This window comes from Flavobacterium sp. UGB4466, assembly GCF_903469665.1.
GTDB classification, from domain to species: Bacteria; Bacteroidota; Bacteroidia; order Flavobacteriales; family Flavobacteriaceae; genus Flavobacterium; species Flavobacterium lipolyticum.
In genome coordinates this window covers 21,142-37,840 of record NZ_CAGKLC010000011.1, presented here as the reverse complement: position 1 = coordinate 37,840, position 16,699 = coordinate 21,142, and the positions used below count along the sequence as shown (strand labels likewise).

The 16,699-nt window shown below is 37.0% G+C and carries 14 protein-coding genes; 12 read left to right on the top strand and 2 right to left on the bottom strand.

Annotated elements, in window-relative coordinates:
* The first annotated feature begins 94 nt into the window (after positions 1-94).
* The 7 genes from JO950_RS05060 (at position 95) to JO950_RS05030 (ending at position 10,314) form a co-directional block, all read left to right on the top strand.
* Positions 95-2,869, top strand: coding sequence for a 2-oxoglutarate dehydrogenase E1 component (locus JO950_RS05060; protein ID WP_202701610.1), 2,775 nt, complete (start codon positions 95-97; stop codon positions 2,867-2,869).
* Positions 2,870-2,952: 83 nt separating this feature from the next.
* A complete protein-coding gene (gene odhB / locus JO950_RS05055; protein WP_017494618.1) occupies positions 2,953-4,188 on the top strand; it encodes a 2-oxoglutarate dehydrogenase complex dihydrolipoyllysine-residue succinyltransferase in 1,236 nt (411 codons plus the stop codon).
* A gap of 216 nt (positions 4,189-4,404) precedes the next feature.
* A complete protein-coding gene (locus JO950_RS05050; RefSeq protein WP_202701609.1) occupies positions 4,405-6,870 on the top strand; it encodes a TonB-dependent receptor in 2,466 nt (821 codons plus the stop codon).
* 58 nt (positions 6,871-6,928) lie between these two features.
* Positions 6,929-7,261, top strand: coding sequence for a hypothetical protein (locus JO950_RS05045; protein ID WP_202701608.1), 333 nt, complete (start codon positions 6,929-6,931; stop codon positions 7,259-7,261).
* A gap of 18 nt (positions 7,262-7,279) precedes the next feature.
* Positions 7,280-7,582 carry a hypothetical protein gene (locus JO950_RS05040; RefSeq protein ID WP_202701607.1) on the top strand — a complete coding sequence of 101 codons (303 nt, stop codon included), beginning with the start codon at positions 7,280-7,282 and terminating at the stop codon, positions 7,580-7,582.
* A gap of 3 nt (positions 7,583-7,585) precedes the next feature.
* Positions 7,586-9,145 (top strand): PepSY domain-containing protein, encoded by a 1,560-nt coding sequence (locus JO950_RS05035; protein WP_202701606.1) that lies wholly within the window; start codon positions 7,586-7,588, stop codon positions 9,143-9,145.
* Positions 9,146-9,201: 56 nt separating this feature from the next.
* Positions 9,202-10,314, top strand: coding sequence for a PepSY domain-containing protein (locus tag JO950_RS05030; RefSeq protein WP_202701605.1), 1,113 nt, complete (start codon positions 9,202-9,204; stop codon positions 10,312-10,314).
* A gap of 470 nt (positions 10,315-10,784) precedes the next feature.
* On the opposite strand, the gene JO950_RS05025 is transcribed toward JO950_RS05030, so the two are convergent.
* A complete protein-coding gene (locus JO950_RS05025) occupies positions 10,785-11,132 on the bottom strand; it encodes a toxin-antitoxin system YwqK family antitoxin (protein ID WP_017494612.1) in 348 nt (115 codons plus the stop codon).
* 210 nt (positions 11,133-11,342) lie between these two features.
* Complete coding sequence (locus JO950_RS05020; protein WP_202701604.1) at positions 11,343-12,338, bottom strand: TlpA disulfide reductase family protein; 996 nt, start codon at positions 12,336-12,338, stop codon at positions 11,343-11,345.
* A gap of 157 nt (positions 12,339-12,495) precedes the next feature.
* On the opposite strand from JO950_RS05020, the gene aspS reads away from it, so the two are divergent.
* The 5 genes from aspS (at position 12,496) to JO950_RS04995 (ending at position 16,683) form a co-directional block, all read left to right on the top strand.
* Positions 12,496-14,247 (top strand): aspartate--tRNA ligase, encoded by a 1,752-nt coding sequence (gene aspS / locus JO950_RS05015; RefSeq protein WP_202701603.1) that lies wholly within the window; start codon positions 12,496-12,498, stop codon positions 14,245-14,247.
* A gap of 403 nt (positions 14,248-14,650) precedes the next feature.
* Positions 14,651-14,845, top strand: coding sequence for a cold-shock protein (locus JO950_RS05010; RefSeq protein ID WP_007137066.1), 195 nt, complete (start codon positions 14,651-14,653; stop codon positions 14,843-14,845).
* 241 nt (positions 14,846-15,086) lie between these two features.
* Positions 15,087-15,452, top strand: a complete 366-nt coding sequence (locus tag JO950_RS05005) for an NADH-quinone oxidoreductase subunit A (protein WP_026109777.1) — start codon at positions 15,087-15,089, stop codon at positions 15,450-15,452.
* A gap of 159 nt (positions 15,453-15,611) precedes the next feature.
* A complete protein-coding gene (locus tag JO950_RS05000; protein WP_017494608.1) occupies positions 15,612-16,160 on the top strand; it encodes an NADH-quinone oxidoreductase subunit B in 549 nt (182 codons plus the stop codon).
* A 1-nt stretch (position 16,161) separates the two neighbouring features.
* A complete protein-coding gene (locus JO950_RS04995; protein WP_017494607.1) occupies positions 16,162-16,683 on the top strand; it encodes an NADH-quinone oxidoreductase subunit C in 522 nt (173 codons plus the stop codon).
* The last annotated feature ends 16 nt before the right edge of the window (positions 16,684-16,699 follow it).

The window sequence follows — 16,699 nt, the reverse complement described above, 5'->3', positions numbered from 1 at the left end:
TTTTTACGTAAAAGTACGTAAAAAAAAGATTTAAATAAATGTGATTGTTGTACTTTTGCGATTCTATTTAACAAAAAGTATATTCACTCATATTATGGATAGGTTTTCATTTTTAAATGCAGCGCATACAGAGTTTTTCGCACAATTATATGATCAGTATTTAGTAAACCCAGATAGCGTTGAGCCAAGCTGGAGAAGTTTTTTTCAAGGTTTCGATTTTGGACAAACGACTTATAATGACGAAAATCCGGTTCAACGAATCGTTGAATACGTAACAAACGACAACGTAGATTGTAGTTTAGTTTCTGATAAATTACAAAAAGAATTCAATGTCCTAAAATTAATCGATGCTTACCGTACTCGCGGGCACTTGTTTACTAAAACAAACCCAGTTCGTGATCGCAGAACATCGTCTCCAACTTTAGACATTGAAAATTTCGGATTAACAACTGCTGATCTTTCAACAGTTTTTGATGCTGCTCAGGCAATCGGAGTAGCGCCTTCTACACTACAGGATATTGTTACACGTCTTCAGACTATTTACTGCCAGCACATTGGTATCGAATACATGTACATCAGAAATCCCGGCGTTGTAAAATGGATCCAGGACAAACTGGCTGTAAACGTAAACCAGCCAAACTTCTCTTCTGACGAAAAGAAAACAATCTTAAATAAATTAAACCAGGCCGTATCTTTCGAGAACTTCCTGCATACTAAATATGTAGGACAAAAACGTTTCTCATTAGAAGGTGGAGAATCTATCATCCCGGCTTTGGACGCTTTGATCGAGCAGGCTGCCGAAAAAGGTGTTGAACAATTCGTAATGGGAATGGCTCACCGTGGTCGTTTGAACGTTTTGGCTAACATCTTCGGAAAATCAACTCAGGATATTTTTGGTGAGTTTGACGGTAAAGATTACGATCAGGAATATTTTGACGGTGACGTAAAATACCACTTAGGTCTTACTGCCGACAAAAAAACAAGAACAGGAAAAAACATCAATATCAATTTAGCACCAAACCCTTCTCACTTAGAAACGGTTGGAGCTGTAATTGAAGGAATCACAAGAGCAAAACAGGACAAATATTATCCTAACGATTTCTCTAAAGTATTACCTATTGCCGTTCACGGAGATGCTGCAATCGCAGGTCAGGGAATCTTGTATGAGATCATTCAAATGGCTCAACTTGACGGTTACAAAACAGGTGGTACAATTCATATCGTTATCAACAATCAGGTTGGTTTTACCACTAACTATTTAGATGCACGTTCGTCTACGTACTGTACAGATGTTGCCAAAGTAACACTTTCACCGGTATTACACGTAAATGCCGATGATGCTGAAGCTGTTGTACATGCCGTATCTTTTGCATTAGATTATAGAATGCAGTTTGGACGTGACGTATTTATTGACTTATTAGGATACAGAAAATACGGTCATAACGAAGGTGATGAGCCTCGTTTTACACAACCAGTTTTATATAAAATCATCGCTAAACATAAAAATCCAAGAGATATTTATGCAGAGAAATTATTGTCTGACGGCATAATCGATGCTTCTTATGTAAATGCTTTAGAAAAAGAATACAAATCTGCTTTAGAGGAAAACTTAGAAGCTTCCCGTAAAAAAGATTTGACGATTATAACTCCATTCATGCAAAACGAATGGAATGGATTTGTTCAGGTAACCGATACGCAAATGTTAGAAAAAACAGATACTACTTTTGACAAGAAGGAACTGGATTCTATCATCAATACAATCTCGACATTACCGGCAGACAAGAAATTCATCAACAAGATCACTAAAATTGTTACTGACAGAAAAGTTGGATACGACAACAACACTTTGGATTGGGGAACTGCGGAAGCATTGGCTTACGGTTCACTTTTAACAGAAGGATTTGACATTCGTATTTCCGGTCAGGACGTAGAGCGTGGTACATTCTCTCACCGTCATGCGGTAGTTAAAGTGGAAGATTCTGAAGAAGAAGTTATTTTACTGGACACTATAGCGAACAAAAAAGGAAAATTCGGTGTTTTCAACTCGCTTTTATCTGAATATGGTGTTCTTGGTTTTGATTATGGATATGCCTTAGCGAATCCAAATGCTTTAACTATTTGGGAAGCACAGTTTGGAGATTTCTCTAACGGAGCCCAAATCATGATTGACCAGTATATTTCTTGTGGAGAAGACAAATGGAACAACCAAAACGGTATTGTTTTATTATTGCCTCACGGATATGAAGGTCAGGGAGCTGAACACTCTTCTGCAAGAATGGAACGTTACTTACAACTTTGTGCAAGACACAATATGTATGTTGCCGATTGTACAACACCGGCTAACTTCTTCCACTTGATCAGAAGACAAATGAAAACGAAATTCCGTAAACCATTGGTAGTTTTCTCTCCAAAAAGTTTATTACGTGATCCAAGATGCGTATCTACTGTTGAGGAATTAGCAAACGGAAGCTTCCAGGAAACAATCGACGATACTACAGTAAACAAAAAAGACGTAAAATCTTTAGTATTCTGTACCGGTAAATTCTACTACGACATTGTCGCTGAAAGAGAAAACAATGGAAGAAATGACGTTGCAGTGGTTCGTATCGAGCAATTATTCCCTTTCCCTGTAGAGCAAATCAAAGAAATCATCGCACAATATCCAAATGCTGACGATTACGTTTGGGCACAGGAAGAGCCTAAAAACATGGGAGCTTACAGCTTTATGTTGATGAACTTTGACCTTGTGAAATGGAGATTAGCTTCATTAAAAGCTTACTCTGCTCCGGCATCAGGAAGTTACACACGTTCAAAACGTCGTCACGCCGATGCTATCAGAATGGTATTCGATAAAAATTTATTCAGATAAAAAACAATGTTTCAAGTTTAAAGTTTCGGGCCCCTACAAAACCTGAAACTTTAAACAAAATAAACTTTAAACAAAGAAATAAGATGATTCTAGAAATGAAAGTCCCTTCACCAGGGGAATCTATAAAAGAAGTTGAAATCGCAACTTGGTTAGTAAAAGACGGCGATTATGTAGAAAAAGATCAGGCTATTGCTGAAGTTGATTCAGACAAAGCTACTCTTGAACTTCCTGCTGAAATGAGCGGAGTTATTACGCTTAAAGCGGAAGAAGGTGATACAGTAGCGGTAGGTGCTGTAGTTTGTTTAATCGATACTGACGCAGCTAAACCATCAGGATCTGCGCCGGCCGCTGAAGCTCCAAAGGCAGAAGCACCAAAAGCGGAAGTAAAAGCTGAAGCACCAAAAGCTGCTCCGGTTCAGGCTCCGGCAGCAACAAGTTACGCAGCAGGAACTCCATCTCCGGCAGCAAGAAAAATATTAGACGAGAAAAACATTGCTCCGGCTTCAGTTTCAGGAACTGGTAAAGGTGGAAGAATCACTAAAGATGACGCTGTAAACGCTGTACCTTCAATGGGAACTCCAACAGGAGGAAGCCGTGGAACTGAGCGTACAAAATTATCTATGTTGCGTCGTAAAGTAGCAGAGAGATTAGTTTCGGCTAAAAACGAAACAGCTATGCTTACTACTTTCAACGAAGTAAACATGACACCAATCAACCAAATTCGTAACGAATACAAAGATGCTTTCAAAGCAAAACATGGTGGTTTAGGTTTAGGATTCATGTCATTCTTTACAAAAGCAGTTACAAGAGCTTTAGAATTATACCCTGATGTTAACTCTATGATGGATGGTGACTACAAAATTGCTTACGATTTTGCCGACATCTCAATCGCAGTTTCAGGACCAAAAGGATTAATGGTACCAGTAGTTCGTAACGCTGAATTATTAACTTTCCGTGGAATCGAGGCTGAAATCAAAAGATTAGCGCTTAGAGCACGTGACGGTCAAATTACCGTTGACGACATGACAGGAGGAACTTTCACTATTACTAACGGTGGAGTTTTCGGAAGTATGTTGAGTACTCCAATCATCAACCCTCCTCAGTCAGGAATCTTAGGAATGCACAACATCATCGAGCGTCCAATTGCTGTAAACGGTAAAGTGGAAATTCACCCAATGATGTACGTTGCACTTTCTTACGACCACAGAATCATCGACGGACGTGAGTCAGTTGGTTTCTTAGTAGCTGTAAAAGAAGCCCTAGAAAATCCATTAGAGTTATTAATGAATGGAGATGCTAAACGCGCTTTAGAATTGTAATTGTAATACTTTTCAACAATCATACAAAACCTGCTTCTTAACTGAAGCAGGTTTTTTTTCTTAATATTGACTTAAAATCCGCTTAAAATGTTAAAAAATTGCACAATAAAAAGTTTTGCCTTTTAAAAATTAGTTTATTTAGAATAAATAAGAATAGTTTGTTTGATTTGTATTCTGCACTTAAATTTGCACTATTAAAATCAATTCTAAATAATAATGAAAACCAAATACACAACAACATTTTTGGCTTTTCTCTTTGCACTGCTTGCAACTCCAACCATTTGGGCACAGCAAAGAGCAAGCATAAAAGGACAAATTAGCCTTAGTAACAATCAGGCCGCAGATAATGTGACCATTATCTTAAAAGGGACCAAAATAGGAACCAATACAGACAGCAGAGGTTTTTACGAAATTAAAAACATCAAACCGGGAAGCTATGTGATTAAAGTTTCTGCGGTTGGGCATTCTTCAAAAGAAAAAAGTGTCTCTCTTAATGGCGGAGACGAAATAATTGAAGATTTCACGATCAGTTCCAATTCTGAACAACTGGACGAAATTGTAATCAACGGTCACGGAAAAAAGAATCCATTAGCCCGCAAAGAAAACCAGCAAGTATCAAGATTACCTCTTAAAAATCTTGAAAACCCGCAAGTTTATTCTACTATTACAGGCGAATTGTTAAAAGAACAAGTCGTAACCAATATCGAAGACGCTCTTAAAAACGCTCCGGGATTAACCACCCTTTGGGCTTCTACAGGACGTGGAAATGATGGTGCAGGCTACTTTTCTCTAAGAGGTTTTGCTGTTCAGCCTACTATGATTAACGGATTGCCGGGACTAACAAACGGAAGTCTTGATCCTGCCAATATCGACAGAATCGAAGTAATCAAAGGACCATCAGGAACCTTGTTTGGAAGCAGCCTTATTTCCTACGGAGGATTAATCAATATTACAACCAAAAGACCTTACGATCATTTCGGAGGAGAAATAAGCTACACTACTGCAAGTTACGGATTAAACAGAGTTACTGCCGACGTTAACACCCCATTAGACGACGAGCACAAAATAAACCTGCGCATCAATTCTGCTTATCACACTGAAAATAGTTTTCAGGATGCAGGATTTAAAAAATCATTCTTTTTTGCCCCTTCTCTGTCTTACGAAGTAAACGATAAACTTTCATTCTTTGTTAATACTGAATTCATGAACAATAAAGCGACCAATCCAACCATGTTGTTTTTAGACAGAGGTACTGCTTTAAGAGTTCACAATATGAAAGAACTGGGCTATGACAACAAACGTTCTTATACCAGTAACCAGCTTACTATAGAAACACCTTCATACAATCTGCAAGGACAGATGATTTACAAGTTTAATAACGAATGGACTTCTCAAACAGTGGTTTCCAGAGGATCAACAAAGTCTGAAGGCTACTACACCTATCTGTACGAAAAAACGAAATCAATACCCACTATTTCCGAAGGAATAGTATTGGGTCGTTCTTTAAACTATCAAAATTCGACAACTTTAACTACTGATATTCAACAGAATTTCATAGGCGATTTTAAAATAGGAACCTTAAGAAACAGAATTGTTGCAGGTTTTGACTACTTCAACACCTCATTGATAAACAACAGTACCGGATATGTTGCAAATGGAGATGTATACATTGGTAATGCCAGTTTGAAAAGGGTTAACGAAGAGGTCTTCAAAATTACCGATCCTGCAAAATACATTACAACCGGTGATAACGGAAATTTATCCAAAGCCGGAACTGATGCTCTTTTAGCAAAAGCAAAAACAAACAACAACAAAACAAAACAGGAAGTATACAGTGTTTATGTTTCGGATGTCATCAATTTTACCCCTGCATTGTCAGCCATGGCAAGTGTACGTGTAGACCGTTTTATGAACGCCGACAACGGAGGATACAATCAAACTGCTTTTTCTCCTAAATTCGGATTAGTGTATCAGCCGATTTTGGATAAAGTTTCTGTTTTTGCCAATTATATGGATGGATTTTCAAACGTTGCTCCCGGAGAAGACCTGATTGCAGGTGTGGGAACTCCAAGAATTTACAACCCGGAACATGCTAATCAATTTGAAGTTGGTACCAAACTGAATCTTTTCAAAGACAAACTTTACGCCACTTTCAGTTACTATGATATCAAAGTTACCGATCAGGTTTACAGCATCAGAACCGATGCTACAAACTCTACTTCTTACCAAAATGGAGGCCAGAGAAACAAAGGTTTCGAAGCTGAAATCGTTTCTAACCCTGTTGCCGGTTTAAATATTGTATTTGGATACAGCTATAATGATGCAGTACTTACGGCAGGTGATCCTGAATTTGTAAACTTCAGACCGGAAAGCGCAGGAGCAAGAAATTTAGCGAATCTTTGGGCCAGCTACAAATTTTTGGAAGGACCGCTACAAGGTTTCGGATTAGGTTTTGGAGGAAATTATGTGGGTGATAACAAAATCATGAACAGAAAAACGACCGGAGCGTTTACGATTCCTGAATATACCGTATTAAACTCTTCTATTTTCTATGCTGCAGAGAAATTCACTTTAACCTTAAAGATGGATAACATTGCAAATGCAGATACTTATGATGGATGGTCTACGATTCATCCCAGAAATATGAGAAGTGTAGCGGCAAGTTTCGCTTATAAATTCTAATAAAAATCAAAAAAACACCTTTCTTTACGGGAAAGGTGTTTTTTAAATTTCGTCAATCATGATCACAATTGCAAGTCTTATTGTTTTTTTAGCTTTTTACACGCTGTACTACACCTCGAAAAGAGCCACATTATCGCATGATTTAGGTTTCGAAAAATGGATGAAAAGCAATCCTAAACCAACTAAGTTTTTAGGCCTGGGACTTCTTTTACTGGCTTATGTGCTCTGGCTGCTTACACAGTCCTTGTGCTGCGGAACCCTAATGTTCTTTATTCAGCTCATGACCATTGGAAGTCTGATCATCATTCTGGCTCCTCTAAAAAAAATAAGCCGCTATGCTATTCTTGTTTTTTTTATACTTGCAGCGCTACTGGAATTTTACTACTACTAATTCATTTCTACTTAAAATATGCCGGCCAATCCAAAATATTTAACCCAATCCAAATGGCAAAGATTTGCCAAAATTACAGCTGCTATATTAGGCGGCTATTTTGTTTCAGTCACCTTTCATTTGGCTTTAGCAGCCTGGTTCAGTCGTGCCGATATACTGATGACCATGGCTTTTAGCGGATTCATCCTCTGGGTAGCCCTGATGGTCGTTGCCTTTCTGGCCAAAAGCGGATGGAAAATATGGGGCATCTACATCCTTATTACTTTAATTTTCTCTCTTTTAATATACCTGGGTCAAACCTACAATCCAATAGCAAAATAATCCATGAACAATCGTAATTACAACATCTATTTTCATACTCATACCGTTAGCGGAATTGTGATTAGCGTAGTACTTTTTGTGATTTTTTTCGCAGGATCCTTTTCTTTCTTCAGAGATGAAATTATCAATTGGGAAAGAAATGAATCTACTGCCTTAACCAAAGAAATCCAGCTCGACTATACTTCAGCTTTACAAAAACTGGACAAAGAATACGTCTTACACGGAAGAAACATTACCATTTCGAAACCAAGTACGGAACGAAGAGTAGCTGTTTATATGGAGGGTACAAAAGATACCCTGGCCCCTAAAAAACAACAAGAAGGATCGTTTTTCTACCTTGACACCAAAACCTTCAAAACCTTTACTTACGAAGATTCTTATTCTTTAGGAGAATTTTTATACCGCTTGCATTTCCTGGCACAAATTCCTTATCCTGCCGGTTATTACCTTTCGGGTTTCACCGCCTTGTTTTTTTTATTTGCCATCGTAACCGGGCTTTTACTGCATTGGAAAAAAATCGTTTCCAACTTCTACATCTTCCGTCCAAAAGAAAAACTAAAAACCTTATGGACAGATGCTCACACCGCCTTAGGAATGATTGGATTGCCTTTTCAATTTGTATATGCTGTAACCGGAACTTTTTTCATGATTAAACTCTTAATTGTGGCTCCGGCAGTAATGGCTTTATACAAAGGCGATCAGGACAAATTATACAAAGAACTGGAATATAAGGATCCTGAATACAAATTCGACAATAAGAAATTAGCAGCACCATTTAATATCGATCAGCTTGTTGCTCAAACAAAAAACAGCTGGAAAGATTTTGAAATCACTCGTGTTTTCATTCAGAATTATGGAGATGCCAACATGCACGTTTTAGTCGAAGGCCAAATGTTAAGTCATAAAAAATTCACCGGAATTGGGAAGATTGTCTATCGAATTGCGGACGGAAAAGAAATGGCCCGAAAAAATCCGATTACTCAAAACAACTATCTCGACGTGGTAAAAAACGTTCTGTATCGCATACATTTTGGTGATTATGGAGGTTATGCTCTCAAAATTGTAAGTTTCGTTCTAGGTATAATTACCTGTTTTGTCATCATTTCGGGCGTTATGATTTGGTTAGTCGCCAGACAAAAAAACAACTTACCCGAAAAGAAAAGACGTTTTAATGCCGGAGTTGTTAGAATCTACCTAGCCATATGCCTGAGCATGTACCCGATCACGGCCTTTGCTTTTATTGCGGCCAAAATATTCCACCCTCTCACTCAGGATCAGTTATACATGGTTTACTTTATAGGATGGCTTATTCTTACCGTGTTTTTCATCCTTAAAAAAAATGACGCTTTTACCAACAAATACTGCTTAATTTCAGGAAGTATATTAGGTTTTTTAATTCCAATTACAAACGGAATTGTCTCCGGAAATTGGTTTTGGACCTCTTTCATGCAAAATAAAACTCAAGTCTTCTTTGTGGATATTTTTTGGATATTCCTGGCTTCCATAACTCTTTATGTCGCCTGTTCATTACAACCTAAAAACGAAGCCGTTTCTAAAAAATAAATAAAATTACTTGCTCCCCATTGATTTTGCGTATAATTTTGCGTTTTTACAATAAAATGGGATTCAAAACACAAATACGATTTCTGCACAAATGGCTCGGATTAATTTCCGGGCTTATTGTTTTTATTATCAGTATTACCGGTTGTATTTTTTGTTTCCATGATGAAATAAAAGACATCACCCGTAAAGAATGGCGAATCGTTGAACCTCAGAGCAAACCTTTTGTTCTACCTTCTGTATTGAAGGAAAAAGCCAAAGAGATTCTACCAAATTACAACTCAAGTATGGTTTCGTATTACGGAAAAAACCGTTCTGCAATTGTTTACACCTATGCTGATAGCGAAAATCGATACCTCTACTTCAATCCCTACACAGGAAAATACCTGAAAACCGAAGATCCCGATACCGACTTTTTTATTATTGTCGAACGCATTCATTTGTATTTACTCTTACCGGATTATATAGGAAAACATATCATTGGAAGCGCAACCATCATCTTCATTTTATTAGTAATTTCAGGACTCATTCAATGGTGGCCCAAACGAAAAAGCGATCTCAAACGAAGCTTTACTGTAAAATGGTCCGCTAAATGGAGACGTGTCAATTATGACTGGCACAATACTTCCGGATTTTATATTTCGATTCTTGCCGTAATTATTGCCATAACCGGTTTAACTTTCACCTACGAGTGGGTAGGTGACGGAATCTATAGTACGTTCAATTTTGGGGGAGATAAAACGCTGGAAATAAAAGTACCTGTCATCGATACGACAAAATTCAACAGCAACTCCGTTACTGCTGTCGATCGCGCTTTTACAACAACCGCAAAACTTCAACCCGATGCCGAAATGTATTTTGTTACCTTTCCACAGCAAAAAGGTAATATCATCGAAACAGGAGCTTATCCGCATGCTTTACGATACGACCATCAAAGCAACTATTATTTTCATCCTCACACTGGAAAACTGATTCAAAGCGAACCGTTCCAAAAGAAAACGCTGGGTTTACAGGTTGTCGAAATGAATTATGGCATCCATACCGGACAAATCTTAAACCTGCCCGGAAAAATTATGGCCTTTATCGTAAGCTTAATTGCAGCCGCACTTCCTTTAACCGGTTTTATCATTTGGTACGGAAGAAATAAAAAATCTAAAAAAAGCAGAGCATAAAAAAAATCAGCACAATCAGCTAACCCGAGCGAAAGCGAATTGGCGAAGCAATCTGCGTAAAAAAAGGATCAAGAACAAAAGTCGGGAAGAAAAAGGCTGAAAGCCTGAAAAGCAACAACATCGTGCGCAGCACTATGAATTAGACTAAGGTGTAGAATTGCCCTGAAAGGGCAAAAGCAAACTTATACCTTACAATTTTCAATAAAGACCAAACCGCTCTTTTATAAAATATAATTCAAAATAGAATAAAATCAACTTTTTACGTGTAAGCTTCTGCCCTTTCAGGGCGTAACCGATATTCGCTATCATTACTCATAGTGCTGCGCACCATTCTATTGGTTAAGCTCTTTCAGAGCAATACTCCCAACTTTTGCACCTGACCCGAAAAAACTAAAATACCGAAATACAAAGGCATAAAAAAACCGTCTCGTTAAAAAACGAGACGGTTCTATAAATCATTCGAAATCTTTTTAATTTCTATTGGCTAAAGCATTTTTCTGTAAATTCTTAACAGATGTTACTTTGCTGTTTTCATACGCTACTTCGCAAAGATTTTTGTCATTGAAGAAAATCCATTTTCCGGTTTTTACTCCTTCAGTGTATTCTCCAACAGCCATCTTATTTCCTTTTGTATCATAAGATACCCAAACACCATCTAACTTACCGTCTTTGAAGAAACCTTCTTGTTGAACACTACCATTTTCATAGTAATACGTAGCTTTTACTCTATTTCCAACAGCTTCCAATTCCGGTTTTATCTCTTGTGCAACTAAAATTCCAGAGAACAATATTGCAACTAAAATTACACACTTTTTCATATCTTTAGGTATTAATGTTATCAAATCTTTATCAAATATAATCAATTGTTTACATTAAAAAAACTTTTACTTAACAATTTGGTAACATTGGATAAAAACTTAACATTGGAAATTTTTCAAAAACAAAAAAACCAAAGCTTAAGCCTTGGTTTTACTGCTATTTCCTAAAAAAATATAAAACTTTTATAAACTTGTAATTTGAAACGTAAGTTACTTTAATAACGCATCTAATTGCGTCTGAAGCTCTGGAGATGAAGGTCTTTCTGCATCACTGCTCACTACTTTACCGCTTGGATCCACAATAATAAATCTTGGAATTCCGGTAACACCATAGCTCGTTACAAACTCTGATTCCCAGTCTTTATCCGCAAACAATTGAATCCCTCCAAGCTTCTTATCCGTCACAAACTTCTTCCATTTTTCATTATCCTTCGCTTTATCCACAGATACACTCACGAACTCGATATTTTTTCCATGATACTTTTCTTCCAGTTTTTGTAAATACGGAATCTCAGCTCTGCATGGCGCACACCAGGTAGCCCAAAGATCAATATAAACGTACTTTCCTTTTAAATCAGAAAGCTTCGTTTTTCCACCTTTATGATTTTCGTAATCAAAATCAGGAGATAAAGTTCCTGTCATCTTATTGGCTTTTGCAGCACTCTCATAGTCATCTTTAGCGTAACGATTAAAACTTTCAAATTTCTTTTTCAAAGCCGTCGTAAATTCAGCGTCGAAATTACCTTTCTCTAAACTTGCCAGATCCGTTTTCAGCTTTGCTTCCAATAGCGATGCAAACTCCGTAGCTTCCTTAACAAAAGCTTCCTTCTGAAACTTTTCATCATTTAAAGCCTGCTGAGCCAGAAAATTACTTTCGCCAACCCCTTTTCCTTTGTACACAATCGTTTCGTCAAACTCCTTGGCGTCCATTGTCAAATTAACATCAGAATTGGGTTTTAAATACAAATTAGAACCTTCCGTTCCATCCGAAAACATATAAAAACCCTTTGGAGCATCAAAAGAAGCCACAAAAATTCCCTTTTTATTAATTGGAATCACCTGTTTGAAATTATCTTTTCCTTTAATTACTAAAGTATCACTGTTTCGGTTCGTAATCTTAGCTGTGAATTTAATCGGGCTCTTGGTCTGACCGATCACACCCAAGGTGCTGCAAATCAACAAACCGGTTATTAAAAATTTGTTCATATCAATTGGAGTTTAGATTTTGTAATCCAAATCTAACGAAATTAGCCTCTCGAAATTTAAGAATTAACAAAATATTTCAAATTTCTAAGCATCAAGTCATCACTTTACTATATTAATTTGAATTTTGTGTTTACTTTTGCAGTCTAAAATTTTGATCATGTATAGAAGTCATAATTGTGGCGAATTAAACGCCTCAAATATTAACACGGAAGTTACACTAGCGGGTTGGGTTCAAAAATCACGCGATAAAGGATTTATGAATTGGGTTGATTTACGTGACCGTTATGGAATTACACAACTTATTTTTGACGAAAGCCGCACGGATAAAGCAGTTTTTGAACTTGCCAAAACCTTGGGAAGAGAATTTGTAATTCAGGTAAAAGGAACCGTAATTGAGCGTGAAGCCAAGAACAAAAATATTCCAACCGGTGAAATCGAAATTTTAGTATCGGAACTAACTATTCTGAATGCCGCTTTAACACCTCCCTTCACAATCGAAGACGAAACGGATGGTGGTGAAGATATCCGAATGAAATACCGTTACTTAGACATCAGAAGAAATCCTGTAAAAAACAGTTTATTGTTCCGTCATAAAGTAGCTATGGAAGTTCGTAAATATTTATCGGACTTAGATTTCTGCGAAGTAGAAACTCCATATCTTATCAAATCGACTCCGGAAGGAGCACGAGATTTCGTTGTACCAAGCCGCATGAACGAAGGACAATTTTATGCCTTGCCACAATCACCTCAAACCTTCAAACAATTATTGATGGTGGGTGGAATGGATAAATATTTTCAGATTGTAAAATGTTTCCGTGACGAGGATTTACGTGCGGACCGTCAGCCTGAGTTTACACAAATCGACTGCGAAATGGCCTTTGTAGAGCAGGAAGACATCTTAAATGTTTTTGAAGGACTGACCAGACATTTATTAAAAGAAATCAAAGGCATTGACGTAGACAAATTCCCAAGAATTACCTACGACTATGCTATGAAAACATATGGAAATGACAAACCGGACATTCGTTTCGGAATGGAATTTGGTGAATTAAACGAATTTGCGCAACACAAAGAATTTCCGGTATTCAACGCTGCAGAATTAGTAGTAGGTATTGCCGTTCCTGGAGCAGGAAACTATACCCGTAAAGAAATCGATGCCTTAATTGACTGGGTAAAACGCCCTCAGGTTGGAGCATCAGGAATGGTGTATGCCAAATGCAACGACGACGGAACTTACAAATCTTCTGTAGATAAATTTTACGATCAGGATGATTTAGGCCAATGGGCAAAAATCACAGGAGCAAAACCGGGAGATATGATTTTTGTTCTTTCAGGACCTGCCAATAAAACCCGTGCACAGCTTTCCGCACTTCGTATGGAACTTGCAACCCGTTTAGGCTTGCGTAATCCGGAAGAATTTGCACCATTATGGGTAATTGATTTTCCACTATTGGAATTAGACGAAGAATCAGGGCGTTACCACGCAATGCACCACCCGTTTACCTCTCCAAAACCGGAAGACATGCAACTGCTGGAAACAGAACCAGGGAAAGTTCGCGCAAACGCTTACGATATGGTGTTAAACGGAAATGAAATTGGCGGAGGCTCGATTCGTATTCACGATAAAGCAACACAGCAATTAATGTTCAAATATTTAGGCTTTACTGAAGAGGAAGCTAAAGCACAGTTTGGTTTCTTAATGGACGCCTTCCAGTTTGGAGCACCACCACACGGAGGTTTAGCCTTTGGATTAGACCGTTTAGTAGCCATTTTAGGAGGTCAGGAAACCATCAGAGACTTTATTGCATTCCCAAAAAACAATTCGGGACGTGATGTGATGATCGATGCTCCTGCAGCTATTGATGAAGCACAATTGAAAGAACTTGCTATAAAATTAGATTTGAAATAATTTCTTATTCTCTTTTTTAGAAAATAAAAAACGACAACTAAAAGTTTCAGTTGTCGTTTTTTTATGCATTTTGACGTCATTTCGCCCTTTTTTCGTGTTAATAAAATCTTAAAACACAAAATAAAACCCTAGTAAACACAGGCTTTTTCCCACAAAAACAAGTCTAAAAAAAACAAACTCCGCTTAATATACAAAATTTTTGTAAAACATAAGCTACTTTTTTAACATTTAATTATAATAATTAATGATTCTCAAATAAAGTATACACATACCAAATTTGATGCAATATAAATAGCGAAAAGACTGTTAATCAATAATTTTTACAAAAATTTAACAGGTATATGTCTTTTGTATGAATTTATATATTACATTTGCTTTATTATAAATTATTATTACAATTACAATGCGTACAGGTACAGTAAAATTTTTCAATGAGTCTAAAGGTTATGGATTCATTACAGACGAAGAAACAGGAAAAGACATCTTCGTTCACGCTTCAGGAATTAACGCGGAAGAATTACGCGAAGGAGACCGTGTAAGCTACGAAGAAGAAGAAGGAAGAAAAGGGAAAGTTGCTGCTAAAGTAGCAGTAATCTAAGAAAAATATAGCAATTTATTTTTTTTGCCTCTGAATGGTTTTCAAAACGTCCCGAAGTATCGGGACGTTTTTTTTTACCCAAATCTTAAAAAAATACTAAAATCCTTGGATCTTATTTATAATCAATAAAAATTAGCTGTTAACCCGGTTTCAGGGCACACTTAAATCATTTTTTAGCTTGTGATTTACAGAGTTGAAAGTTATCTTTGTGGCTTATTCTTTAAGTAAAAAAGCTAAGTTTATGCAATCTGATCAATACAGTTACATTCCTATTTTAATGCAGTTCATTTTGGCTGTGGGTTTTGTCGCAGGAACCATCGTTATTTCCGGAAAATTAGGTCCAAAAAGAAGTTCTGAAGTAAAAGATAAAAACTTCGAATGTGGTATCGAATCTGTTGGAAACGCACGTATTCCTTTTTCTGTAAAATACTTCCTGGTAGCCATTTTATTTGTACTGTTTGACGTAGAGGTAATTTTCCTTTACCCATGGGCAGTAAACTTCAAAGAACTAGGCGTAGAAGGAATGCTTAAAATGATTGTTTTCATGTCGCTTCTTTTAGTGGGTTTCTTTTATATCATCAAAAAGAAAGCTTTAGACTGGGAATAATTGCGATTTTAGATTTCAGATTTTAGATTTTAGATTACCTGATTTAAAATTTTAGATTTGAAAGATAACTTCTCAAAACACAATATTGATTTTTAAAATATTGATTTCGGTTTCAGAATTAAAAATCTAAAATCTAAAATCTAAAATCTAAAATAAAAAATGAGCGATTCAAATGTAAATATGGTTGCGCCGCCGGAGGGAGTTACTGGTGAAGGTTTCTTCGCCACAAAACTAAATGATGTTGTAGGTTTGGCAAGAGCCAATTCACTATGGCCACTACCTTTTGCAACCTCATGCTGTGGTATCGAATTCATGGCAACAATGGCTTCACATTACGATTTAGCACGATTTGGTTCTGAGCGTGTGAGTTTCTCTCCTCGTCAGGCAGACATGCTTTTGGTAATGGGAACTATTTCAAAAAAAATGGCGCCTATTTTAAGACAAGTTTACGAACAAATGTCTGAACCTCGCTGGGTAATTGCTGTTGGAGCATGTGCTTCATCAGGCGGAATCTTCGATACTTATTCTGTTCTACAAGGAATTGACAAAGTAATTCCGGTTGACGTTTATGTACCGGGATGTCCTCCAAGACCTGAACAAATTGTTGACGGAGTAATGAAACTTCAGGAATTAGTAAAAAGCGAATCTGTAAGGCGCAGAAGCTCTCCTGAATACCAAGAATTACTAGCTTCATATAATATTACTTAAGATGGCTTTAGAAAATACCCTGATCCAAGATAAACTTACAGAAACATTTGATACAAGTGTTTTTAACTTTCAACAGGAAAGAGATATTTTTTCATTGGAAACTACCGCTGATAAAATCACAGCCCTGATTCTATTTTTAAAAAACGATTCCGATTTACGCTTCCACTTTCTAACCGATTTATGCGGTGTTCATTATCCGGACAACGAAACGGATCGTCAGTATGCCATCGTTTATCACTTGCACAACTGGTACGAAAACAAACGTATTCGAATCAAAGTATATTTAAACGGTGAAAAACCGGAAATCAAAACCATTTCAAATATTTTCTTGAGTTCGAACTGGATGGAAAGAGAAACATACGATTTCTTCGGAGTCAATTTTATTGGACACCCACAATTGAAACGTATTTTGAATATGGACGAAATGGTGTCTTTCCCAATGCGAAAAGAATTCCCAATGGAAGACAGCGGAAGAACTGATAAAGACGACAGATTCTTTGGAAGAACAACAACAAATTGCTAAAAATAAATAATTCAAC

Coding starts and splice junctions, on each gene's coding strand:
- JO950_RS05030 (WP_202701605.1), top strand. CDS start 9,202: ATGGGATTCAAAACACAAATACGATTTCTGCACAAATGGCTCGGATTA.
- JO950_RS05025 (WP_017494612.1), bottom strand. CDS start 11,132: ATGAAAAAGTGTGTAATTTTAGTTGCAATATTGTTCTCTGGAATTTTA.
- JO950_RS05045 (WP_202701608.1), top strand. CDS start 6,929: ATGATCACAATTGCAAGTCTTATTGTTTTTTTAGCTTTTTACACGCTG.
- JO950_RS05060 (WP_202701610.1), top strand. CDS start 95: ATGGATAGGTTTTCATTTTTAAATGCAGCGCATACAGAGTTTTTCGCA.
- JO950_RS05010 (WP_007137066.1), top strand. CDS start 14,651: ATGCGTACAGGTACAGTAAAATTTTTCAATGAGTCTAAAGGTTATGGA.
- JO950_RS05035 (WP_202701606.1), top strand. CDS start 7,586: ATGAACAATCGTAATTACAACATCTATTTTCATACTCATACCGTTAGC.
- JO950_RS05040 (WP_202701607.1), top strand. CDS start 7,280: ATGCCGGCCAATCCAAAATATTTAACCCAATCCAAATGGCAAAGATTT.
- JO950_RS05005 (WP_026109777.1), top strand. CDS start 15,087: ATGCAATCTGATCAATACAGTTACATTCCTATTTTAATGCAGTTCATT.
- JO950_RS05000 (WP_017494608.1), top strand. CDS start 15,612: ATGAGCGATTCAAATGTAAATATGGTTGCGCCGCCGGAGGGAGTTACT.
- JO950_RS04995 (WP_017494607.1), top strand. CDS start 16,162: ATGGCTTTAGAAAATACCCTGATCCAAGATAAACTTACAGAAACATTT.
- aspS (WP_202701603.1), top strand. CDS start 12,496: ATGTATAGAAGTCATAATTGTGGCGAATTAAACGCCTCAAATATTAAC.
- JO950_RS05050 (WP_202701609.1), top strand. CDS start 4,405: ATGAAAACCAAATACACAACAACATTTTTGGCTTTTCTCTTTGCACTG.
- odhB (WP_017494618.1), top strand. CDS start 2,953: ATGATTCTAGAAATGAAAGTCCCTTCACCAGGGGAATCTATAAAAGAA.
- JO950_RS05020 (WP_202701604.1), bottom strand. CDS start 12,338: ATGAACAAATTTTTAATAACCGGTTTGTTGATTTGCAGCACCTTGGGT.